We start from the raw sequence: 23,345 nt of genomic DNA, 5'->3' as shown, positions 1-23,345 counted from the left end.
CACCCTGCCGCGCCGCTTGCTTAGAAGCGGTAGGCGGCGCGCAGGGTCAGGGACTGGTCGCGGTATTCCCCGTTGCCGCGCAAGGCGTATTCCGTCTTCAATTCCACGCCCTTGGGCGTGACGTATTCCAGGCCGGCTGACAGGTTGCCGTAGGTTCTGGGCATGCCCGACCGCAACGTGAAGGGCGTCGCGCCCGGTCCGTTGAGCTGCATGGTGGTGACCACATCGCCGCCGCTCAGAAAGCTCATCCCGCCGGCCACGTATGAGCGCAGGGTCGCGCCGCTGGCCAGGTCCTTGCGCCCGCCCAGTTCCACCATGGGCGAAGCCATGAACGAGGTCGTGTCGTTGCCGCGTACCTTCAGATTCAAGGCGCCCGCGCCCTGCTCGGTGTAGCCGTCCTGCCGGATGTGGTTCACGTCCAGATCCACATAGGGCCGCAAATACCAGGACGGCTGGCTGAACTCGTAGGCCGTGCGTAGCCTGGCCGCGAGAAAGGACGACTCCGGCTTGCTCTTGGCCGTGCCGTCCAGCGTGCCGCGCGACATCCTGCTCTTCTCCACGCCGCCATGCACGGCAAGCGAGACCTGCCACGGCGCATTGTTGTACTTCAAGGCCAGGCCGCCCGCGTAGGTATCGCTGTTGCCCGAGAGGTCGGCGGCGGACGTGGTCTTGCCGTAGGCATAGCTGAGCGAGCCGCCCAGGAACCAGTTGGCGGCAAACTCGCGCTGCGCGCCCAGCGTAAGCGTGCTCTGGCGAACGCGGTACCCCTCGTCGTCCGAGGTGGCCTTGCGCTCGGTCCAGTTCGTGTCCAGGCGGGTCCAGACGCAATCGCCCTCGCGCAGGATCGTGCTTTCGCCGACGAAGGCCGGGCAGCTCATCATCCGGTTCATCGACGCGTAGGAGGCATGCATCTGGTTGGCGGCGCGGGCGAACTGGCCGTCGTGGGCGATGCGGTTCAGGGCGTCGCGGTACTGGTCCGCGCTCTGGACGCCCGTGAACTTGTCGAAGGTGGACGCATCGCTCGCTTTCCCCTGGTCCCACAGCGTCTGCAGGGAATTCGCGATCCGCGCGCGATCCGCGGAAAGCGGCAACGCCGCGGGCGTGAAGTTGGCATCCACAGAAATGAGCGGATCGCGCAGGGCGCCCGCGCCATTGTTCTTCAGCGCGTAGCTGAACAAGGGACTGTCGCTGGCGGTCGCGGGCATGCTGGTTTGCGCGGCGGCGAAATGGCCTATTCCCAGCCATACATTCTTCACGGGATTGTGCAGCACCGGCTTGACGGTGCCTGCGAAGGTCGATGCGCCCGTCACCGAAATGAAGTCGCTGTTATGGCCGCCGAAATTCAGATCGGGCCGGTAGGTTCCCGTATGGTTCAGCGCGCCCGTGATGCGCGTGGTCGTGTACACGCCCGGTCCGCCCGGATTCAGGAGGCCAGCGCTGTCCAGGTCGCCCTGGAAGCGGGCGCCGCTGTACAAGGCGCCGCCCGCGTTGTTGTGGAAGAGGCTGCCGCCGCCCATGAGCACGTCGCCCGCCACGGTTCCGTTGTTGTTGACGACGGCTGCGCCGGCCACGTCTATGGCGGTCTGCGCCTGGATGACCCCGGCGTTGGTGATGGTGGCGCTGGCCAGCGGCGTGATCGCCAGGATGCCCGTGCCGGATGCGCTGCTGGCGCTGACCAGGGCGTTCTGACCCAGGTTGATCGAGATGGCCCGGCCTCCGCCATAGGCGCCATTGCTGATGGCGATCACGGCAGGCGAATTGGCGCCGGTGGCGACCACCTGCGCCGCGTAGCCGATGTCCACGCTTACCGGCCCGCCATAGGCCGGTTCGTTGCCGGGAGTGCTGTACTGATAGAGGCTGCCGTCCTTGAACACGCCGCCCCCGCCCACGCTCATCGCCAGGATCGCAGGCGCATTCGCGCCCGAGGTCTGGACCGTGCCTCCCGTGCCGATGGCCACGTTGACGGCCCCGCCATTGCCCATGCCGCCAGTGAGGCCGGCGTTCTGTATGAGACCGGTCGTGTAGTGCGCGGCTGACTGGTCGCCCGCCAGCCCGCCGCCGCCGCCCACGCTCTGCGCCAGTATCCCGGCGGCGCCGCTGCCCGAGGTGACGATCCGGCCCGCGATCGACAAGCTGACGACGTTCCCGTCACCGCCTTGCGCGGGAGACGAGACGGGCTTCAAGGTCGCCAGCCCGGGCCGCGTTGCCAGGCCGGCGATGCCGCCCCCGCCGCCTATGCTTTGCGCGACGATGCCGTGCGAATTTACGCCAGCGGTGACGATGCTTCCACCCACGTCCTGCGTCACGCTGACCGTTCCCCCGGGGCCGGCCATCGGCGCGCTGGAACCGAACGTGATGTTCGCCACGCTCGAGGCGGGCCCCGAGCCGTTGTCCATCGTCACCAGGCCGCCGCCGCCGCCCACGCTCTGCGCCAGCACGCCGAAGGAAAGCGCGCCGTGGGTCGCGATGCTGCCGCCCAGGTTCGACACGGCAACCGTGCCGCCCGCGCCGTTCACGCTGCTCGAAAAAGGGCCACCCGTATCGGTCGCCGCGCTTCCCACCCGGATATCGACGCCGCTAAGCGCCGCGCTGGACGACACCGCCGCCATGCCGCCCCCGCCGCCCACGCTTTGCGCCAGAATTCCCGGCGCAAACCACCCCTGCGTGGCGATGCGGCCGATGTTGTTGGCGACGCTGACCGTACCGCCGGCAACTTGGGCCAGGCCGAATCCGCTGCTGTTGTTCGACGGATAATCGCCGCCCAAGGTGATCGACAGGGACGCGTTCTGCTGGATCGCGGCGAGGCTGGCGTTGCGCAAGGCGAGCGTGCTGACGCCGCCCCCTCCCCCCACGCTCTGCGCCATGATCCCGGCGGAGCCGCCCGCGCCAGTCGCCAGCGTCCCGCCATGGCTGACGTTGACCGCGCCGCCCATACTCGTCGTCATGCTCTGCCACGAGTCGCCCGTGGCCCCCAATGCGACGGTGGCGGCGGTCTGGCTCCACAGGAACAAGGGCCGGTCGACCATCGATATGCCGCCGCCTCCGCCCACGCTCTGGGCCAGGATGCCGGGCGCCTGATAGCCCTGCGTGCTGATCCGGCTGGCCGAGGCGCCGGCGTCGACCGTGACCGCGCCGCCCGCGCCGCTGGCCCCGGCTACGCCGCCGTTGCGCACATTGATCAGGGATCCCAGCAGCGATCCGCCCTTGGTTCCCAGGATGCCGACGATGCGGGTGATCTTGTCGATGATCTCGGGCGCCTGGCTGCCGGCGCCGGCCGATACCACCGCCTGCAGGTCCTGGCCGCTGGCCGCGCTGCGGCCGCCGCCACCTCCGATGCTCTGGGCGACGATGCCTGCCGAGCCGCTGCCTTGCGTGGCGATCGTTCCCGTATTGGTCACGATGGCCGGATCGGACGCGCTGCCTCCGCCCACTCCCGCCGCGCCGCCGTTGCCGCCGGTCTGGTGGGTGATGCTGGTCTGCGGCAACGCGACCGTGAACAGGTCCTGCGCGCCGGACTCGGCGGCCTTGATCAGCGCATCGATGCTGGACAGCAGCGTGGACGCCCCAGCCGAATCTATCGCCCCGGCATTGCCGCCACCACCGCCGATGCTCTGCGCCAGGATGCCCGGCGCCTGGTCTCCCGCCGTCGCGATGGCGCCATCGTTGCGCACGTCGAATGCGCTGGCAGCGCTACCCGCGCCGCCGTTGCCGCCGGTCGTGACCCCGACGGACAGGCTGACGGCCTTGCTGAACGCCAACTGCGGCCCTTTTTCCAGCCAGTCCGCCGCCTTCTCCAACAGGCCGGCGAGACTACCCGGCGCGCCCAGGATGTCGTTGAAACTGGCAGCGTCGTGCATCTGGACGATGCCGCCATTGCCCCCGCCCCCGCCTATGCTTTGCGCGACGATGCCCGCCGACCCGGCCCCCGCCGTGGCAATGGCGCCGGTGCCGGCGTTCGCTGCCTGCACCCGGCCGCCGCTGCCGCCTTGCCCACCCTGCCCGCCATGCCGCACGGACAGTTGCAGATCGATCAGCGAATTGCCGATGACCGGCGTCTTGACCGGCGCCAGGACCCCGCCGCCATTGCCCCCGCCCCCGCCTATGCTCTGGGCCACCACGCCATTGCTTTGCGCGGCCGAGGTACGGATGCCTCCTTCATTCGTGACCAGCGCCGTGCCGCCGTCGCCGCCCCCTTGTCCCACGCCGCCGTTGGACACTGCCAGCGTGACCGCGCCGCTCGGGTTGTCGCCCAGCTGCGGCGCGATCGTGACGACGCGGGAATTCGCCAGCCCGCCGCTGCCGCCGCCCCCGCCTATGCTTTGCGCCAGCACGCCATTGCTGTGCGCGCCCATGGTCGTGATCGTGCCCTGGCGGGCTTGCGTGAATGACACGGTGCTGCCGGAGCCGCCGCTGCCGCCCTTGCCGCCCGTCGCCACCGTCACGTTCAGCCCCACGCCCACGCCGACCGCATTGGCCGAACCGCCGCTGCCGCCTCCGCCGCCTATGCTCTGGAGGATCACGCCCGAAGCATTGCCCGCGCGGGTCAGAATCCTGCCTTGCGAGGAAAACTGGATCAGGCCGCCGTTGCCCGCCGCGCCGCCCGTGCCGCCAATGGCGACCGACGCGATCACGCCGGTGCTGTTGGCGTCGCCGCCCACCCCGCCGCCTCCGCCTATGCTCTGCAGCAGCACCGCCGCGCTGTTGTCGCCCGAGGTGTCGATGCCGCCTCTGTTGGCCATGGCGATACCGCCTCCCGCGCCGCCCGTGCCGCCATGCCCGCCGCCCACGGCGATGATGCCGTTGCTGGACGAAGCCAGCCCGCCGCCGCCGCCCGCACTGTTGGCAATGACGGCGGCCGCATCGTTGCCGAAGGTGCTGATGACGCCCGCATTGGTGATGGAGATCGCCTGGCCCGCAACCGCGCCCGCGCCGCCGTCCCCGCCCCGTCCAAAAGCGCCGCTGGCGCCCCCGGGGCCGCCTTCTCCGCCCAGCACGCTGGCCACGATGCCTTTCGCGCCGACGCTGCCGTTGCTGCCAGCCGTGATCTTCCCCGTATTGACGATCGAGATGGCGCCAGGCGATCCGCCCGCGCCGCCGTCGTGTCCGCCGGACCACGAACCGTTGCCGCCGTTGCCGCCATTGCCCCCCTGGGTCAGCGCATAGACGCCGATCCCCCGGTTGCCGTCGGTCCTGATGGCGCCGCCGTTGGTCACGCTGACCTGGCCGGCATTGCCGCCCGCCGCGGCCTTGGTGTCAACGCCATTGGACGTCGACGCATTGCCGCCGATGGAACGGGCGATCACGCCGTACACGCCGTCGCCGTGGCCGCTGACTGACGTTCCGGCCGAGGACGTGAACATGACCGTCGAGGCATCGCCGCCCCGGCCCGCATCGCTATGCCCGCCGAAATCGCCCGTGTGCTCGGCCGCGCCCGCGGGCCCGCCCGACGAGATCAGACCCACCGCGGCACTGACATCACCCGGCCCCGGTCCGCGCGCCGTCACCGAACTCGTCCCTTGCAGTATCACGGACGCGAGTCCGGCGCTGCCGCCGTGGCCGGACGTGTAAGCGCCGCTGAAGCCGTCGGCGATGGCGCTGTCAGTCCCCGCGCCGCCCCAGGATTGGACCGCGACGCCGAACCCCGTGCCCATTACCGTAGCGTTGTCGAGCGTGATGCGCGCCTGATGCCCGTCGCCGCCGATGCCGTAACCGCCATTGGGTCCGTCCGCATTGCCCCACAGGCCGCCATTGCCGCCCGCGGAATACAAGTCTATTCCGCGGCCAGCAGCGTTGACCGTGCTGGCCGACAAGATGTAGTCGATGATCCGCCCGCCGCCGCCATTGCCCCCCCAGTGATTTTGGTTGGCATCCCTGCCGTTGCCGCCATGGCCGCCGCTGACGTCGATCAGGATGCCGGTCTGGCCGGCCCCATTGGCGCTGATGCGCTGGTTGCGGTCCGTCTGCACGAAGTCGCGCTGGCCCCATTGGCCGTCATGGCCATTGTTGGGATGATTGCCGCTGGAACAACAGGTGCCGTCGGCGCCGCGCAGTTGATAGGACAGCGGCGCGGTCTGGGAGAACGCCGGCCGCCCGAAGACGTAGAGGACGGAGATTCCCGCATGCAAAAGCAATGCCAGCCTGGAAAGCCGCAGGCCGTTGCGGCCGGGCTTTGGAATATCTTGCGGGGAGATCATGGCTGCAGCGGCGGAATTGGGCAAATTGAGAAATTCGCCGTTCACCGCGCGCCGTACAAGTCCAAGATGACGAATCAACCATCCCGGCTGACGAGTCGCTGCTTCCGGCCCCCCTATCTCGAATCGCGCACCGCCGCGACCACCTTGATCTCCACCGCCAGACCGGGTCGCGCCAGCGCCGCGACGCCCAGTATGGTCCAGGCCGGGAAGTCGGACCGTATGTACTTTTCCTTCACCGCGCGGAACCCGGCAAGGTCCGCGCCGATGTCGACGTGATACGAGACCATTTCGACCACGTCGGTAAAATCGAGGCCCAGATGGCCGAGCACCGCGGCGATGCGCTGGAACGCCACGTCGGCTTGCTCCGCAGCCGATTCGGGCACGGAACCGTCAGCGCGCAATCCGATCTGCCCGGCGATGAAAACCAGCCCGTTGGCCGTGACCGCAGGCGAGTACTGGAACAGGTCGAAGATCCGGTTGCCGCCAAAGGCGGGATCGTCATCGGGAAGGCGCAGGCGCTCGATCTTGCTCATGGAAGTCCTTGTGCAACGCGGGCGTTGCTCGCTTATCGGGATTTGCAACTCTACTAGGGAACGCCGCGATGTCCACCTCCCCCGCCGACAACGTGATCACGCTGTATCGCGAACATGCCGACGCCTTCGAGAAACTGCGCGGCACGCAGCTGGCCGAACGCGCCTGGCTGGACGCGTTCCTGGATCTGCTGCCCGGCCCCGCTCCCCAGGTGCTGGACATAGGCTGCGGCAACGGCGTCCCCATCGCCCGCCATCTGATCGAACGCGGCTGCAGGCTGACCGGCGTGGATGCCTCGGACGCGATGCTGGCGAGGGCAAGAGCCTCGTTCCCAGGACACAGCTGGATTGAAGCGGACATGCGCAGCCTGCCGCCCTTGCGGCCCTTCCAGGGGCTGATCGCCTGGCACAGCTTCTTTCACCTGCGGCCTGAAGACCAGCGGCCCATGTTCCAGACCTTCGCACGCCTTGCCGCGCCGGGCGCGGCGCTGATGTACACCAGCGGGACGCATCTAGGGGAAGCCATCGGCCGGTTCGAAGGCCAACCGCTCTATCACGGCAGCCTGGACAGCGCGGAGTACCGCGAACTGCTGCGCCAAGCCGGCTTCGAAGTGGTGCGCCACGTGGAAGGCGATACGACCTGCGGCGGCGCCAACATCTGGCTGGCGCGGCGGCATACATAAAACCTTTGAGTTACATCAAGGTTTGACCGGCCGACAACGCCGGCAAACGCCGCCCCTGCGCCATAATCAGAATGCCGCGGCCCCATTGGGGCTGCGCGGGGCCCACCCGGCCTCTTCGGTTTCCCTTACCTCGATCAGGCGGACCCGGCATTCATGCAAAGACTTATCCTCCCGCTCCCCGGCAACGAAGGATTCGCCAAGCGCCTTGCCGCCCTGTGCCAAGGTGAACTCGGCGCCGTCGAGACCCGCCGTTTTCCTGACGGCGAAAGCTACGTACGGCTGCATGGCGACCCGCGCGGACGCGCCGTCGACATCGTCTGCACGCTGGCCCGGCCGGATCCCAGCTTTCTCGGCCTGATCTTCGCGGCCGACACCGCGCGCGACCTGGGCGCCACAGAGGTCAACCTGATCGCGCCCTATCTGGCCTATATGCGCCAGGACAAACGCTTCCAGGACGGAGAAAGCGTGAGTTCGCTGTCGTTCGCGCGCCTGGTGTCGTCGACCTTCGACCGCCTGCTGACGGTCGATCCGCATCTGCACCGGCATCCGTCGCTGGCGGCGCTGTACACCATCCCGACCACCACGCTGCATGCCGCGCCGCGGCTGGCCAGCTGGATCGCCGGCAATGTGCAAGCGCCGCTGATCGTCGGCCCCGACGAGGAAAGCGAGCAATGGGCCGGCTCCATCGCCGCGCGCATTGGCGCGCCACACGTGGTGCTGCGCAAGACCCGTCACGGCGACCGCCAGGTCGACATCGAAGCGCCCGACCTCTCCGCCTGGCGCGACTGCACGCCGGTGCTGGTGGACGACATCGCCTCGTCCGGCCGCACCCTGGTGACGGCCGCCGGCAAGCTGGCGGGCATGCGGCCGCCGCAATGCGTGGTGGTGCATGCGCTCTTCGCCGAGGACGCCTGGTCCCAGGTATCCGCCTGTTTTGAACGCGTCGTTTCCACCGACGCGGTGCCCCACCCCAGCAACCGCATCGAACTCGCGCCCTTGCTGGCCAATGCACTTCTGCGCGACCTGCGCGATTGATCACCCGATTTGAAAGGAACCCGCGATGACGCTACGCGAGCATTGGCTATCTGGCTACGGCCCCATCCAGCACCGCGCTGAAACCGTCGAGCGCATCGATGCGCTGGTGCAACGCCTGGCGGCCAGCGGCCGCATCGCCAGCGCGGACGATGCCTACGCCATGCTGGCCGCGGCCGACCGCCTCAGCTGCGCCGCCATGAACGTGGTGGCGCACATGACCTACGCACGCCGCATCGACCTGAACGGCGCACCGCTGGCCGCCGAAGACTTCAAGCCCAACCCCGAAGGCCATACGGGCGGTTCGCTGAACATGGCGCCCGCCTTCGTCGCCTACCTGCTGGCCAACGCGTTGAGCGGCAAGACCCGCGGCTGGCTGATGGGCCAGGGCCATTGCGTGGCCGCCATCGAAGCCGTCAACGCCCTGACCGGCGACGTGTCGCCTGCGCAGCGCGGCCGCTATGACCGCAGCGAAGCCGGGCTGGGACGCCTGATCACGGACTTCTATTCCTACGCCATCGACGCCCGGGGTTTGCCAGCCGTGCCGCTGGGCAGCCACGCCGGCCCCAACACGGCGGGCGCCGTGTCGGAAGGCGGCTACCTGGGCTTCGCCGGCCTGCAATACGTGCACATGCCGCTGCCGGGCGAAAACCTGGTGGCCTTTCTGAGCGACGGCGCGTTCGAAGAACAGCGCGGCTCCGACTGGGCCACGCGCTGGTGGCGCGCCGAGGATTGCGGCCAGGCCGTGCCGGTCATGATCCTCAATGGCCGCCGCATCGAGCAGCGCACGCAGATCGTGCAGGAAGGCGGCGCGCATTGGCTGGCCGAGGACCTGCGCCACAACGGCTTCGATCCGCTCATCGTCGACGGCCGTGATCCGGCGGCCATCGCCTGGGCCATCCTGGCGGCGGAAGACGCGCTGGCCGCAAGCCTCGCGGCGCCAGGCTTCCAGTACCCCGCCCGGCTACCCTACGTCATCGCCGAAACCGAAAAGGGATTCGGCTTTCCCGGCGCCGGCACCAACGCCGCGCACAACCTGCCGCTGGGCGGCAACCCTCATACTGACAGCGGGGCCCGCGACGCTTTCAACGCCAGCGCGGCCCGATTGTTCGTCCCGGGGCCGGAACTGGACGCGGCGCTGGCGGCGCTGGCCAATCACGGAGCGCAGCAACGCCCGCTGGAAAGCGGACACCCCATGGCGCACCGGCATCCCGATGCGCCTGCCCTGCCCGAACCCGCCTGGGAAACCGCAGGCGCCCAAAGCAGCGCCATGGCGGCGCTGGACCGCTGGTTCGTCGAACTGGGGCGGGCCAATCCGCGCCTGCGCGTGCGCATCGGCAATCCGGATGAACTGGCCAGCAACAAGATGGGCGGCACGCTGGCCTTGCTGAAGCACCGCGTCGACCATCCGGAGGCCGGCGTGGCCGAAGACCAGCACGGCGCCGTCATCACCGCCCTGAACGAGGAAGCGGTGGCCGCGGCCGCGCTGGCGAACAAGGGCGGCCTGAACCTCATCGTCAGCTACGAGGCCTTCGCGGTGAAGATGCTGGGCCTGCTGCGCCAGGAAATCATCTTCGCGCGCCGCCAGAAGGAACTGGGACAATCCCCGGGCTGGCTGTCAGTGCCGCTGGTGGTCACTTCCCATACGTGGGAGAACGCCAAGAACGAGCAATCGCACCAGGATCCCACCATAGGCGAAGCCCTGCTGGGTGAAATGTCCGATACCTCCCGCGTGCTCTTTCCGGTGGACGGCAACAGCGCCGCGGCGGCGCTGCGCGCGGTCTACGCGCAGCGCGCGCAGGTGGCCTGCATGGTCGTGTCCAAGCGCGAGGGCACGCAGCGCTTCGACGCCCAGGCCGCGCAGACGCTGATCGAACAGGGCGCCGCGCACGTCGCCGGCGACCCGAAGACCAGCGTGCTGCAGTTCGTCGCCATCGGCGCGTACCAGGTAGAAGAGGCGTTGAAAGCCCGTGCCCATCTGGCGCGGCAGGGACGCGAGTGCTGCGTATCCGTGGTGCTGGAACCTGGCCGACTGCGCACGCCGCGCGACGAGCTCGAATCCGCTTTTGTCCTGTCCGACGAAGCCGTCCACGCGCTTTTCCCGCCCGGCCTGCCGCGCGTGCTGCTGTGCCATACGCGCCCCGAACCCATGCTGGGCGTGCTGCGCCGGCTGGACGGCGGCCCGGCCCGCACCCGGGCGCTGGGCTACATCAGCCGCGGCGGCACGCTGGACGTGGCCGGCATGCTGTACGCCAACCGCTGCACCTGGGCGCATGCAGTAGATGCGGCCGCTGCCGTCGCGGGCTGGCGCCGCGTAGACGTGCTGGACGCGCCGCGCCTGCAAGCCCTGGACGGCAAGGGCAATCCCGCCGACCTCGCCTGATCATTCTGATGCTGCACAAGGAAACCATGCTCACACTGACCTGCCTGGGTGGAGCCGGCACCGTTACCGGCTCCAAGCACCTCCTGAGCCACGCCGACACGCACCTGCTGATCGACTGCGGCCTGTTCCAGGGCCTGAAGAACCTGCGCGAACTCAATTGGCAGCGGCTGCCGCTGTCGCCCACCGACATCGATGCGGTGGTGCTTACGCACGCGCATCTGGATCATTGCGGCTATCTGCCGCGGCTGGTGGCCGAAGGCTTCAAAGGCAAGATCCACGCCACGCCCGCAACCCGCGACGTCGCCGAGCTGATCCTGCTGGACAGCGCCAATCTGCAGGAAAAGGACGCCGACTTCGCCAACCGCAAGGGCTTTTCCAAGCACAAACCCGCGCTGCCGCTCTATCGCGTGGTCGACGCCGAACGCGCGCTGACGCATTTTTCCGATGTAGCGCTGCACCAGGAAACCGCCTTGCCCGGCGGCGCGAAGCTGACCTTGCGCCGCGCCGGCCACATCCTGGGCGCAACGACCGCGCAGATCGATATCGGCGGCATGCGCGTGGTGTTCTCGGGCGACCTGGGCCGCTACAACGATCCGGTGATGCACGATCCCGAGCCCGTGCCACGGGCCGACTACATCGTCATCGAGTCCACCTACGGCAATCGGCGTCACGACCCGGCCGATCCCGTCGAAGCCCTGGGCGCCGTGATCGAACGCACCGTGCAGCGCGGCGGCACGGTCGTCATTCCAGCCTTCGCCGTCGGGCGGGCGCAGACCCTGATCCATGCGCTGTGGAAGCTGCGCCAGGCCGGCCGGCTGCAGAACATCCCGGTCTACCTGGACAGCCCCATGGCCACCAGCGCCACCGAACTGCTGGACCGCCATGCCGGCGAGCACAAGCTCTCCCCGCGCGAATACGAGGCCGCCTGCTCGGCCGTGACCTATGTGCGCGACGTCGAAGAATCCAAGGCGCTGTCGGCCAACCGCTATCCCAAGGTCATCATCTCGGCCAGCGGCATGGCCACCGGCGGCCGGGTGCTGCACCATATCGCCGCCTTCGGCAGCGACCATCGCAATACCCTGCTTTTCTCCGGCTTCCAGGCCGCCGGCACGCGCGGCCGCAAGCTGCTCAATGGCGCGACTGAAACCAAGATCTACGGCCAGTGGACGCCCATCAATGCCGAGATCGCCGAACTGCCCATGCTGTCGGCGCATGCCGACAGCGACGAACTGATGCGCTGGCTGTCCGGCTTCCAGGAAGCGCCACGCCGGGTCTTCATCGTCCATGGCGAACCCGAGGCCTCCGAAGCGCTGCGCGAACGCATCGAGCGCGAACTCAGCTGGCATGTCACCGTTCCGCTGCAGGACCAGAGGTACGAGCTGTGAGCAGCGTGCCGGAACTGAAGCCGCCCGCGCTGCGCGCCACGCGCATGCGCCTGCACGCGCAGCATCAGCCGATAGCGCTGATGCGCGCGGACTGCCACGTCTGCCGTTCCGAAGGTTTGGCGTCGCGTTCGCAAGTGCTGATCACCTCGAACGGCCACGAAGTACAGGCCCAGCTCTACCAGATCGACAGCGACCTGCTCGCGCTCGACGAGGTGGCGCTGTCCGAGGAAGCCTGGGACGCGCTGGACATACGCGACGGCGACAGCGTGCAGGTCCGCCACCCGCCGGTGCTGGAGTCCCTGGCCGGCGTGCGCCAGCGCATCTATGGCCGCCGCCTGGGCGAAGAGGATCTTGCCGCCATTGTCCGCGACGTGGTGCGCGGCCGCTACACCGACGTGCACCTGTCGGCCTTTCTCACCGCCACGGCCACGCTGCCGCTGAGCGTCGACGAGACCATCTTCCTGACCAAAGCCATGGTCGAAGTCGGCGACCGCCTGAGCTGGCAGGCGCCGATCGTGGTGGACAAGCATTGCGTGGGAGGCCTGCCCGGCAACCGCACCACCCCGCTGGTGGTCGCCATCGCCGCGGCCAACGGCTTGGTCATGCCCAAGACCTCGTCGCGCGCGATCACTTCGCCAGCGGGCACGGCCGACACCATGGAAATGCTGGCGCCGGTGGACCTGGGCATCGAGCAGCTGCAACGGGTGGTCCAGGCCGAGGGCGGCTGCATCGCCTGGGGCGGCGCCATGCACCTGAGCCCGGCCGACGACATCTTCGTGCGGGTGGAACGCGAACTGGACATCGACACCGAGGGCCAGCTGATCGCCTCGGTGCTATCCAAGAAGATCGCCGCCGGGGCGACGCATGTGGTGATCGACATCCCCGTCGGGCCCACCGCCAAGGTCCGCAGCCGCGAGGCTGCGGAACGCCTTGCCGGCCACCTGATAGAAACCGCCGCGCATTTCGGCCTGACCCTGCGCTGCCTGTATACCGACGGCAGCCAGCCCGTCGGCCGCGGCATCGGCCCCGCGCTGGAAGCCCGCGACGTGCTGGCCGTGCTGCGCAACGACGCCGATCAGCCGCAGGACCTGCGCGAACGCGCCGCTCTGGTTGCGGGCGCCGTGCTCGAAATCGGCGGCGCGGCGCCGCCCGGGCAAGGCATTGCGCTGGCGCTACGGACTCTGGACAGCGGCCAGGCCTGGGAGAAGTTCGCCCGCATCTGCGCCGCCCAGGGCGGCCTGCGCGAACCGCCGCAGGCCGCGCACGTCGAACCTCTGGTCGCGTTGCAAGCCGGCCGCGTGACCCATATCGACAACCGCAAGCTGTCGCGCCTGGCCAAGCTGGCCGGCGCGCCGGAACGGCCTGCAGCCGGCGTGTCGCTGCACGCGCGGTTGGGCGATGAAGTCGCGCGCGGGCAGCCCTGGCTCTATCTCCATGCGCAGACCCGCAGCGAAATGGCCTATGCGCTGGAGTATGCGCGGCACGCCGGGGATATCGTGACCATCGAAGCCTGAAGCGGGCGGCAGCGCCGCCCGCCGTTCAGCCGCCCGCCTAGAACTCCATCGAGGCGGACAGCATGAAGGTGCGCGGCGCGCCCAGCGCCAGGCTCGACAACTGCGGCATGCCCCAATAGGCCTTGTTCGTCAGATTGTTGATGGCGGCTCGCAGCACGATCGGGCGCTCAGCCACCTTGGTGGCGTAGCGCGCGCCTACGTCGTAGGTGGTGCGTCCCGCCACCGATAGCGAATTGTCGGCGCTGATGTACTGTTTGGACACGGCGGTTGCATTGGCCGTCAACGTCAGTCCCTGCACCGCCGGCACATCCCATTCCACGCCCAGCTTGCCCTGGAGCTTGGGAACACCGGTCGCCTGCTTGCCCTCGTTGGCGGCGATGGCGGTCTTCGTGACCTTGGGGTCGATGTACGCCACACCGCCCATCAGGCGCACACCACGCATCGGTTCGCCGAAAAAGCCCCACTCCACGCCCTGGTTGCGCTGTTCGCCGCCGAACGAGAAGACGTTGGTGACGGGGTCCGTATAGCTGCTGGGCCGCTTTATCTCGAACAGGCTCACGGTATGGGTGAAATCCCCCAGATCGACCTTGACGCCGACTTCCGTCTGCTTGGTCTTGTAGGGCGGGAACACCTGTCCCGCGTTGGCGGCGGTGACCGGCGCGGTCTGGCCCTTGCTCAAGCCTTCGATGTAATTGGCGTATACCGAAACGTTGTCGGTCGCCCTGATCAGCAGCGCGGCGGCGGGCGTCGTGGCGCTGGCGTCATAGCGGCTGGTCCGCGCCCCGGTCGTGACGCTGTAGCTGTCGGTGCGCACTTCCTGCCGCCGCGCGCCCAGCGTCAGCTGCACCCGGTCCTCTGCGAAGGACAAGGTATCCGCCAGGCCGTAGCTCACCAGACGCGTCTTGCTGTGCAGGATCGGCGGCCAACTGGTATCGGGGGCCGGCCCCCACACAGGGTGGTAGATGTTGGTGACCCAGTCCGCCCCCGGCACCGTTCTGCGGCCGTAGTCCCGTTGGTTGTCCGAGTAGTACGTGGCATTCAACACCCACTGGTGCTTAATGCCGCCGGTCTGCAATTTGCCGCGCAGACCGGCTTCTCCGGACGTCTTTTTCACGTTCATGTTCAATTGGCCCATCGAGGTGCGATAGTCCCCCGCCTCATTGAACACCTGCGCCACCATGGCGCCGTTGTAGGTGTATTCGGACCGGCTGGTACCGATGGCGGCGTAGGCCATCAGGTTATCGCTGACATCGAATTCGCCGCGGATCATGGCTGCCTTGTCCTGGTTCTTCACATAGGCCCAGTCCGGATTCAACAGGGTTTCAGGCTTGGGCGGCTTGGGCACGCCTATGCCTGGCGCCAGATTGATCCCTCGGGTCACGCCGTCCACACGCTCATCGCTGTCATACATGTCGATGGAAACGCGCGCGCGTTCCCCGCGCCAATCCAGGCCCAGCGCGGCCAGCTGCGCCTTTTTCTTCTGGTTGTCGACCGGGCCGTCGCCGTCCCTATACACACCATTGAAGCGCAGGCCGAACTGCTGGTTCTCGCCGAAGCGCCGTCCCAGGTCTATGTGCCCGCCGAACTGCGAGTCCGACATGTAGGTCGCCGTCAGGCGCGTCAGGGGATCGGCGCCCGCGCGCTTGGGCACCAGGTTGACGGTACCGCCGACGGAACCGCCTGGCGGCATGCCGTTGAGCAAGGCGGACGGACCTTTCAGGACTTCGATGCGCTCGAACATTTCCGGCGTGGTCCGGTAGTACGGCGCCATGCCGAACAGTCCGCCAAACGAAATATCGGTAGTGCTGGAGCTGAAGCCGCGGATCGAGTAGTTTTCGCTCCAGGCGCCGGTCACGCCGTTGCTGAACACCGAAGGATCGGTCCGGGCGATTACGTCGGTGATGTCCTGCGCCTGCAAGTCCTCGATGTACTTTTCCGTGTAGCTGATGACGGAAAATGGCGTCTCCATCGAATCCTTGTCGCCTAGAAAGCCCACGCGGCCGCCGTAGGTCACCTGTCCGCCGGCATAGGGCGCGGCGGGCGCTTCGGCCTGGCCCGTGACAGTCACTGCCGGCAGTGTTTTCACTCCTGCCTCGGCCGCCTGCTGGGCCCACGCCGGCGATGCCGCGCCGACGCTCAGTCCGAGCAGCGCCGCGGCGAGATAGTTGAGGGAAAAGCCAGAATGCGCGTGCCGCACCCGCGATGGCAGGCGTGCGGCGCGGCCGCTATGGCGACGTTTGCTCATGAAGTGCTCCGTTCGGTTGAGCTTGGGGCCGCCTGCGAAATAAGGCGACTGGGAATCATTTACATATGGACCGGCAATTTCCCCCGATCCCCGGACTGCATCAGTTCTGATAGGCCTTGAGAACGTCGTCGATCATGAGCGCCAGCGACTGTGCGCTGGCAGCCATGACGTACCAGGCTTGCGCATCGGCGAAGACCACGCGGCCGTTCTGCCAGGCGGCGGTCTGGCGCAAGAGCGGATTGCTCAAGCTCTCGGCGTTCAGCGTTGGCCGGCGCTCCATCACGGCAGTGCGATCCACCACGTAGATGATGTCGGGGTTGGCCTGCTGGATGAATTCGCTGGATATCGGCTGGCCATGCAGGCCGGCCTCCGCGTCGGGACTCGCAGGCTTCACGCCCAGGGCCCTGAAGATGAAGCCGTAGCGCGACTGGACGCCGAAGGAACTGAAGGCGCCGTTGTTGTGCAGCACAATGAGCGCTCTTTCGGGGCGGTCCTGGATGAGGCGCTTCGCCTCCTGAACCTTGGCGTCCAGCGCGGCGGCCTTGTCGCGTGCCAGGCTTTCCTTCTCGAAGATCCGTCCCAGCGTGATGAGGTGATCCTTGATGATCTCGATGTGATTGGCTTCGCTGTCGCGGTAGTCCACGTCGAAGTGGATCGTCGGCGCGATCTCGCTCAGCTCCTTGTAGTGGTTCGCCTGCAGCGAGGTGATCAGGATCAGGTCAGGCTTGGCCGCGTGCACCCGTTCCAGATTGGGCTGGACGATCGCGCCCGTGTCCTGCACATCCGCGGCGTTCTTGTACTTCTCCAGAAAGTGAGGCACGAAGTCCTTCGGCATGCCGGCGACCGGAACGCCCAGCTGATCCAGGAAATCCACCTCGTTCATGTCCAGCGCGACCACGCGCTGCGGCAGCTTGCCGATCACCGTGGTTCCCAGCTTGTGCTGCACAGCGACGGGTTGATATGCCCGTTGCGCCGCGGGGCTGGTGGCGGCCGGCTGCGCCGCCTTGGACGATTCCGCCGCCTCCTGCCCGCAGCCCTGCATCACGGCCGTCGTGGCGGCCAGCAGGGCAAGCGCCCATGCCCTGCGCCCGTGCTTGAGGATCATTTCAGTTCTCCTGATGGATTGAAGTAGTTGCACAGGCGTCCGCGTGCGCCTTGCGTGATCTCGAAGTCCAGCCCATAAAGTTCCCGCAACCGGTCCTCGGTCACGACTTCGGGCACGCTGCCGGCGCAATGCACCGCCCCGGCCTTCATTGCAACGATGTGGTCGGAATAGCTGGCCGCAAAGTTGATGTCGTGCACCACCAGGATCACGGTGCGGCCGTGCTCGTCACACAGGCGGCGCAACGCGCGCATGATCTGGACCGCATGCTTGATGTCGAGGTTGTTGAGCGGTTCATCCAGCAGCAGGCAGTCCGTCTGCTGGGCGATCGTCATGGCCAGGAACGCCATCTGGCGCTGCCCGCCGCTGAGTTCGTCGAGATAGGCCGCGCGTAGCGGTTCCAGCGAGAGGAACGCAATCGCCTCGTCGATCACGCGGTGGTCTTCCTGCGTCAACGCGCCGCGGCTATATGGGAACCGCCCGAAGGCGACGAGATCCTCCACCGTCAGGCGCAGATTGAAATCGGGCGATTGACGCAACGTGGCCACGCGCTTGGCGTAATCGCCGATACGGATACCCGATGCCCTGGCGCCCTCGATCAGGATCTCGCCCTCGCTCGGTTCCAGCAGCCGCCCTGCCATCATCAGCAAGGTGGTCTTGCCCGCGCCGTTGGGGCCGATGAGCGAGGTCATCCGCCCGGCGGGGAACTGCAAGCAGACATCGCGCAGCACCGTCTTCGGGCCATAGCTCTTCGAGAGATTCTTGATCGTGATCATGCGGTGCCTCGCGAGCGCGCCATCAGCGCCAGGAACCAGGCGCCGCAAACCAGGTTGACCAGGATGCCGACGCTGGTCCGGTAGTTGAAGAGATGTTCGACCGCAAGCTGCGCCAGGATGAAAATGCCGACCGCGATAGCGCAACCGGCCGACAGCGTGGCGCGGTGCCGGCGCGTGCGCGTCAGGGCATAGGCGGTGTTGGCGACGAAGATGCCCATAAAGGCGGTGGGTCCCAGCAGACTGGTCGACACCGCGACCAGCACCGCAATCAGCGCCAGATGCAGCCGCAAGACGCGCTGATAATCCACGCCCAGGGAGATGGCCTGATCGCGTCCCAGCGAGATCACGTCCAGCGCCGGCAACGTCTTGACTCCAGCCAGGCACACGCCCGCGACGACGATCGCGGAAACCAGCAACTGGCCCGGCTCCGCCTTGTTGAAGGAAGCCTGGGTGAAGCCGAGCAGAATGGAGAATTCGCCAGGACTGGTCTTCAATTGCACGAACTGCGTGAAGGTGCCGATCACCATCGTCAGCACCAGCCCCACCAGCAGCAGGAAGTACACGTTCTGCCTGCCATCGCGGAACAGCCAGCGGTGGATGATCCACGAATAGCCCAGCATCAGCAGCACGGACAGGAAGAAGTTGCCGTTTGCGCCCAGCAGGACCAGGCTCTGCGCCCCCATGGCCAGGACCATCAGGGATTGCAGCAACAGGTAGACGGCTTCGTAGCCCATGATGGCCGGCGTCAGGATCCGGTTGCCGGTGATGGTCTGGAACACGATGGAAGACCACGCGATGCAGATCCCGCCGACGAGCATGGCCGCAAGCCGGGCAAGCCGCTTGGGAATGATGTAGTCGAAGTCCAGGTTGGAACGGAACAGCAGGAAAGCCAGGGCCAATGCGATGACCGTCACCCATGCCGCCTGCCGGGGAACCGCGCGCATCACCGGTGCCTCCAGAAGATCAGCATAAGGAACAGGATGCCGCCCACGCCGCCCGCGGTCAGGCCGATAGGCACTTCGAACGGATAGATCAGAAGGCGGCCCAGGATGTCGCAGGCCAGCAGCAGCGTCGCGCCTCCCAGCGCGACGACGGGCAAGGTGCGACCCAGGTTGTCGCCGCAGCGCAGCGCGACCAGATTGGGGATGACCAGCCCCACAAAGGGAATAGCCCCAACGGTAATGACCGTGGCGGACACGGTGACGGCCACCAGGATCAGCCCCAGCGCCACGGTGGCCCGATAGTTCAGGCCCAGGCTCGCCGCCATGCCTTCGCCCATGCCCAGGACGGTGAAGCGGTGCGCGTACAGATAGGTCAACACGACGATCGGCAGGATCAGGTAGATGATCTCGTAGTTGCCCTGCACGATCTTGGAAAAGTCGCCCAACATCCAGCCCTGCATGCTCTGCATGATGTTGTTGCGATACGCGTAGAACTCCGCCAGGGCGCTCAGCACGCCGCCATACATCAGGCCGATCACGGGCACGAGCACCGTATTCTTGAACTTGATGCGGCGGACGACTGCGACGAAGAGCAGGCTGGCCGCGAAGCAGAAGCCCAGCGCAAACAGCGTCCGCGCCGCCGGCCCGGCGGCAGGCATCGACAGCATCGACACCAGGATGCCCAGCTTGGCGGCATCCAGTCCGCCCGACGTGGCGGGTTCGACGAACTTGTTGCGCACGATGTGCTGCAGGATCACGCCGCAGACGGCCAGCCCGATGCCCGTCAGCACCAGCGCCGCCAGGCGCGGCAGCCGGCTTGCGGTCAAGGTGAGCCAGGCATCGCCCGACAGCGAGTACAGCTGCGGCCAGGCGATCTGGCGCGCGCCCACCAGCAGCGACGCGCCGCAAAGCACGATGAACAGGCCGACCAGGCTGGCACGCATCAGGCGTGCGCCCCTGCAATGCGCCAGCCGCGGGCAGCCTTGCGCTGATCCAGGGACTGCGCGTACCGCCCCTGGCTCTCACGCAAAGCTGCGGGCGTGCCTTGCTCGGCGATACGTCCGTCCTCGATCACCACGATCTGGTCGGCCATCGCCACGGTGGAAAGCTGGTGCGCGATCACCACCAGCGTGCGCTTCCCGCGCAGCCGCGCCAGCGTCCCGGTGATAATGGCCTGGTTCTCCGCGTCCAGCGCCGCGGTCGCCTCGTCCACCAGCATGATGGGCGCAGGGTTGAGCAGCGCGCGGGCGACGGCGATGCGTTGGCGTTCGCCGCCGGACAGCCGCGCGCCGCCCTCGCCTACCGGTGTGTCCAGCCCTTGCGGCAGGCGCGCGGCGATGCCGTCCACGCCGGCCTGTTTGGCGACATCCATCAACTCGGCATCGCTGCAGCCCGGCCTGCCGGCGCGGATGTTTTCGGCGATGGATCCCGTGAACAGATAGTTGTCCTGGAAGACCTGGCTGATCTGGCCGGCCAGCCTCAAGCTGGAAATCTGCCGCACGTCCACGCCACCGACCAGCACGCCGCCCTGGTTCACGTCGAAGAAACGCGCAATCAGCCGCGCCAGCGTGGTCTTGCCGGAGCCGGACGCGCCAACCAGGGCAACCATGCTGCCCGGTTCGATACGCAGATTCACACCTTGCAGCACCTCGGGCGCGTGATCCGCGTAGCGGAAATGCACATTGCGCAATTCGATCGAAGCATCGCGCGGTTCCTGCGGCGCATCGGACTCCGGCAGCGGCGGGACGGCATACAGCGCTTCGATGGCGTCGAGTTGCCCGCGCGCGCCGCGCAGCACCTCCCCATAGCCGACCACCTCCAGCAACGCATCGATATAGCGGACCGCAAGCATCAGCGCGACGATCGCGGCCACGATCTGTCCGGTTGCCAGCGGGTTGCCCAGGATGCCGTCGAGCCACCAGGCTGAGGCGGCCAGCAGGACGGCAAAGACGGCCTGCACGGCCCAGACGTTGAGAACGGCCGCCCCGGCCGACAGCCAGATCACCCGCGCCCCGGACGCGCGCTGTTGTTCCACTGCCTGTTCGAGCAGTCGCGTGCCTCCGCCAGCTCCGTTGAACGCGCGCAGCACCGACTGGGCCTGCGCGAATTCGACCATGCGCTGGCTGGCATCGGCAAAGCGCTGCTGGAAAGCCTCATCCGCGCGCCGCGCCAGTCTTGCCGTGAGCGCCAGCAAGCCTGCCAGCAACGGCAGCGCCGCCAATGCGATCAGGCCCAACAGCCAGTGCTGCGCAAACAGTGCGACGACGAGCACCGCTGGCGTCACCACGCCGGCGATGACGGGCGTGAAGACATGCGCGGGGAGCTGGGCCACAGACATCATGCCTTGCGTGACGACGTGCCCGAGACGGGCCGTATTCTGCGGCGTGAACCAACCCACGGGCAGGCTGGCCACATGGTCGCCGAGGCGATGGCGGGCGTCTTGCAGGATGGCGACGCCCACGCGCACGCCGGCCCGCTCCACATGGCGCCGCAGGCCCCAGCAGACCGCTACCCCGGCCAGCAGCGCGGCCAGCCACGGGGCGGCAGCCTTCACGTCCGCTTCAAGCAGATGCGTGAGCAGCGGCGCCAGCGCGGTAATGGTCAGCCCGCAAAGCACTCCATAGGCCACGGCCATCCAGCCGTAGCGGCGCAGGACAGGCGCGTCCTGGCCCAGCAACAGCATGAAGGTCTTCAGCATGCGGCCACCTCTTTGTCATCGGAGTTTTCGTAGCCGCCCTGCGCCCACAGCCGGGCATAACTGCCGCCTTGCGCCAGCAACTGCTCATGCCGGCCTTGTTCGACGACGGCGCCGTCCTCGACGACCAGAATGCGGTCGGCGTGCATCACCGTATCCAGCCGGTGCGCGATCACCATCACCGTGCGCCCCCGGGCGAAGCGCGACAACGCGCCCTGGACCGCCGCCTCGTTGCCGGCGTCGGCCGCCGCCGTGGCCTCGTCCAGCACCAGCACGGGAGGATCCAGCAGCACGGCGCGCGCAATGCTGGCGCGCTGGAGTTCGCCGCCGGAAAGCTGCGCGTCCTCGCCGATCACCGAATCGTAGCCGCGCGGCAGCGCCAGGATGCGCTCATGGATATTGGCGGTGCGGGCGGCGTCCTCGATCTCTTGCAGGGTCGCGGAGGGCCGGCCCAGCGCGATGTTGTCGCGCACGCTGGCATGGATCAGGCGCACTTCCTGCAATACGAAGCCCACGCGCCGGTAGAGCTGCGCGCTCGCGATCCGCCTGAGATCGGCGCCGCCCAGCGTGATGCGCCCTTCGTCGGGGTCGAAGAATCGCAGCAGCAGCCGCGCCAGCGTGGACTTGCCCGCGCCCGAGGGCCCGACGATGGCGGTGACCGTGCCGGGTTCCAGCGTGAAGCTGATGCCCGACAGGGTCCGGCGCTCCCCGCCATAGGAATAACCCACGCTCTCGAACCGGACTTCATGGCCCTCGGGGATTTGTTCCTGGCCGGGCGCCAGCGGTTCCAGCACCGGCGTCTCCAGCAGCGCCTGCACGCGCTGCGCGGCGCCCGCGGCGCTGCCCAGATCGTGCAGCAGCGTATGCAGCAACAGCACCGGCGCGCATATTCCCGGCGCCACCAGCGCGAACGGCAGCACATCCACCGGCGCCATCCAGTCCAACCCGACGAACAAGGCGCCAAAACCCAGCACCACGCCCAGCACCGTGACCGGCGCGATCATTGCATGGGCATGCGCCATCGCCGCCACCAGCGGACGGGTAAAACTGGCAAACGCCTCGGCGAAGGCGTCGACGGCCTCGCGATAGCCGCGATGCGCCTTGCCTGCATCGCCGAATGCCTTGACCACGGGGATGCCGCCGACGAACTCGACCGTTGCGCCATTGAGGCGCCCAAGCCGCTCGACGAATTCCTGCATGTTCGCCCCGCCGGCCTTCATGGCCCGGCGCAGGAACAGGAAGAAGCCGGGGAACGGCAGCAACGCCGCCAACGCCATGCGCCAGTCCTGCGCGAACAGGTAGATGACCGAAATCGCAATAGCGCCCGTGGCGCGCCCCACCGCCGTGTAGAAATGCGCGGCCAGGCTGTGCAGCGTGCCGATGTCGTCCTGCATCGCCTGCTTGACCTCGCCCGACGCCCTGCTGGTGAACCAGCCCAGCGGCACCTGCGACAGCCGCTGCGCGGCGGCCAGGCGCAGTCGATGCGTAAGGCGGTTATCGGCCAGATGAGCCGTCAATTCGCCGGCCGAGATCAGCGCCATGCCGGCGAACATGCACGCCAGGCTGGCGACGACAGTCCACCAGATTCCTGGCCAGGCTTGAGCGGTTGCGGAAGGCTCGGCGCCAGCGAGGACGATACGGGCAATGTGCGCGATCCCCGCCAGCGGCACCAGGGTAAGCATGGTGCCCACCGCGGCCAGCGCTGCGGCGGCCATCAATTGCCCGCGTACGGGGGCCAGCACCAAGCCTAGCGGACCGGGTTTCCCAGGCTTGGCCGCGGCTGCTCCTGAACTGCTCATGAAATCGACTTACCCAGATGTTGGTGATAATTATTTGCATCACTATAAACTAAATTCTCGAATTAG

At 67.7% G+C, this 23,345-nt stretch carries 14 protein-coding genes; 5 read left to right on the top strand and 9 right to left on the bottom strand.

Features of this window, described 5'->3' with window-relative positions; translation table 11 throughout:
- Positions 1 to 20 precede the first annotated feature (20 nt).
- Both IB268_RS05920 and IB268_RS05915 read right to left on the bottom strand, forming a co-directional pair.
- Positions 21 to 6,194: an autotransporter outer membrane beta-barrel domain-containing protein gene (locus tag IB268_RS05920; RefSeq protein WP_192353966.1), complete on the bottom strand. Its 6,174-nt coding sequence runs from the start codon at positions 6,192 to 6,194 to the stop codon at positions 21 to 23.
- Between the two features lie 113 nt (positions 6,195 to 6,307).
- On the bottom strand, positions 6,308 to 6,727 hold the full coding sequence (locus IB268_RS05915) for a RidA family protein (protein WP_192353965.1): 420 nt from the start codon (positions 6,725 to 6,727) through the stop codon (positions 6,308 to 6,310).
- A 68-nt stretch (positions 6,728 to 6,795) separates the two neighbouring features.
- Between IB268_RS05915 and IB268_RS05910 the strand changes: the two genes are divergently transcribed.
- From IB268_RS05910 to IB268_RS05890, 5 genes are all read left to right on the top strand, one after another.
- Positions 6,796 to 7,407, top strand: a complete 612-nt coding sequence (locus IB268_RS05910; RefSeq protein WP_119451909.1) for a class I SAM-dependent methyltransferase — start codon at positions 6,796 to 6,798, stop codon at positions 7,405 to 7,407.
- Between the two features lie 153 nt (positions 7,408 to 7,560).
- Entirely contained in the window at positions 7,561 to 8,442 is an 882-nt protein-coding gene (locus tag IB268_RS05905; RefSeq protein ID WP_054451796.1) for a ribose-phosphate pyrophosphokinase, read from the top strand.
- Between the two features lie 25 nt (positions 8,443 to 8,467).
- Entirely contained in the window at positions 8,468 to 10,822 is a 2,355-nt protein-coding gene (locus IB268_RS05900; protein WP_192353964.1) for a xylulose 5-phosphate 3-epimerase, read from the top strand.
- 26 nt (positions 10,823 to 10,848) lie between these two features.
- Positions 10,849 to 12,207, top strand: coding sequence for an MBL fold metallo-hydrolase RNA specificity domain-containing protein (locus IB268_RS05895; protein ID WP_192353963.1), 1,359 nt, complete (start codon positions 10,849 to 10,851; stop codon positions 12,205 to 12,207).
- Complete coding sequence (locus tag IB268_RS05890) at positions 12,204 to 13,721, top strand: thymidine phosphorylase family protein (RefSeq protein WP_054451799.1); 1,518 nt, start codon at positions 12,204 to 12,206, stop codon at positions 13,719 to 13,721. Before IB268_RS05895 ends, IB268_RS05890 begins: the two co-directional genes overlap by 4 nt.
- Positions 13,722 to 13,758: 37 nt before the next feature.
- On the opposite strand, the gene IB268_RS05885 is transcribed toward IB268_RS05890, so the two are convergent.
- The 7 genes from IB268_RS05885 to IB268_RS05855 form a co-directional block, all read right to left on the bottom strand.
- Positions 13,759 to 15,966, bottom strand: coding sequence for a TonB-dependent siderophore receptor (locus IB268_RS05885; protein ID WP_175212537.1), 2,208 nt, complete (start codon positions 15,964 to 15,966; stop codon positions 13,759 to 13,761).
- 100 nt (positions 15,967 to 16,066) lie between these two features.
- On the bottom strand, positions 16,067 to 17,071 hold the full coding sequence (locus tag IB268_RS05880) for a siderophore ABC transporter substrate-binding protein (RefSeq protein WP_119451907.1): 1,005 nt from the start codon (positions 17,069 to 17,071) through the stop codon (positions 16,067 to 16,069).
- Positions 17,068 to 17,844, bottom strand: coding sequence for an ABC transporter ATP-binding protein (locus IB268_RS05875; protein ID WP_175180678.1), 777 nt, complete (start codon positions 17,842 to 17,844; stop codon positions 17,068 to 17,070). Before IB268_RS05875 ends, IB268_RS05880 begins: the two co-directional genes overlap by 4 nt.
- A complete protein-coding gene (locus tag IB268_RS05870) occupies positions 17,841 to 18,788 on the bottom strand; it encodes an iron chelate uptake ABC transporter family permease subunit (RefSeq protein WP_192352718.1) in 948 nt (315 codons plus the stop codon). Before IB268_RS05870 ends, IB268_RS05875 begins: the two co-directional genes overlap by 4 nt.
- Positions 18,788 to 19,729 (bottom strand): ABC transporter permease, encoded by a 942-nt coding sequence (locus tag IB268_RS05865; RefSeq protein WP_192353962.1) that lies wholly within the window; start codon positions 19,727 to 19,729, stop codon positions 18,788 to 18,790. Before IB268_RS05865 ends, IB268_RS05870 begins: the two co-directional genes overlap by 1 nt.
- Positions 19,729 to 21,483, bottom strand: a complete 1,755-nt coding sequence (locus IB268_RS05860; RefSeq protein WP_192353961.1) for an ABC transporter ATP-binding protein — start codon at positions 21,481 to 21,483, stop codon at positions 19,729 to 19,731. The genes IB268_RS05865 and IB268_RS05860 overlap by 1 nt, the downstream gene beginning before the upstream one ends.
- A complete protein-coding gene (locus tag IB268_RS05855) occupies positions 21,477 to 23,279 on the bottom strand; it encodes an ABC transporter ATP-binding protein (protein WP_192353960.1) in 1,803 nt (600 codons plus the stop codon). The genes IB268_RS05860 and IB268_RS05855 overlap by 7 nt, the downstream gene beginning before the upstream one ends.
- Between the last annotated feature and the right edge of the window lie 66 nt (positions 23,280 to 23,345).

The sequence above is a fragment of the Achromobacter sp. ACM01 genome, assembly GCF_014851745.1.
Classification (GTDB): domain Bacteria; phylum Pseudomonadota; class Gammaproteobacteria; order Burkholderiales; family Burkholderiaceae_B; genus Achromobacter; species Achromobacter aegrifaciens.
The sequence above is the reverse complement of the archived record's forward strand: the minus strand, read 5'-3'. Positions and strand labels throughout refer to the sequence as shown.

Bases quoted from the DNA above. Each gene is read 5' to 3' on its own strand.
- IB268_RS05920 (WP_192353966.1), bottom strand. From the start codon at position 6,194: ATGATCTCCCCGCAAGATATTCCAAAGCCCGGCCGCAACGGCCTGCGG.
- IB268_RS05915 (WP_192353965.1), bottom strand. From the start codon at position 6,727: ATGAGCAAGATCGAGCGCCTGCGCCTTCCCGATGACGATCCCGCCTTT.
- IB268_RS05910 (WP_119451909.1), top strand. From the start codon at position 6,796: ATGTCCACCTCCCCCGCCGACAACGTGATCACGCTGTATCGCGAACAT.
- IB268_RS05905 (WP_054451796.1), top strand. From the start codon at position 7,561: ATGCAAAGACTTATCCTCCCGCTCCCCGGCAACGAAGGATTCGCCAAG.
- IB268_RS05900 (WP_192353964.1), top strand. From the start codon at position 8,468: ATGACGCTACGCGAGCATTGGCTATCTGGCTACGGCCCCATCCAGCAC.
- IB268_RS05895 (WP_192353963.1), top strand. From the start codon at position 10,849: ATGCTCACACTGACCTGCCTGGGTGGAGCCGGCACCGTTACCGGCTCC.
- IB268_RS05885 (WP_175212537.1), bottom strand. From the start codon at position 15,966: ATGAGCAAACGTCGCCATAGCGGCCGCGCCGCACGCCTGCCATCGCGG.
- IB268_RS05880 (WP_119451907.1), bottom strand. From the start codon at position 17,071: ATGATCCTCAAGCACGGGCGCAGGGCATGGGCGCTTGCCCTGCTGGCC.
- IB268_RS05875 (WP_175180678.1), bottom strand. From the start codon at position 17,844: ATGATCACGATCAAGAATCTCTCGAAGAGCTATGGCCCGAAGACGGTG.
- IB268_RS05870 (WP_192352718.1), bottom strand. From the start codon at position 18,788: ATGCGCGCGGTTCCCCGGCAGGCGGCATGGGTGACGGTCATCGCATTG.
- IB268_RS05865 (WP_192353962.1), bottom strand. From the start codon at position 19,729: ATGCGTGCCAGCCTGGTCGGCCTGTTCATCGTGCTTTGCGGCGCGTCG.
- IB268_RS05860 (WP_192353961.1), bottom strand. From the start codon at position 21,483: ATGCTGAAGACCTTCATGCTGTTGCTGGGCCAGGACGCGCCTGTCCTG.
- IB268_RS05855 (WP_192353960.1), bottom strand. From the start codon at position 23,279: ATGAGCAGTTCAGGAGCAGCCGCGGCCAAGCCTGGGAAACCCGGTCCG.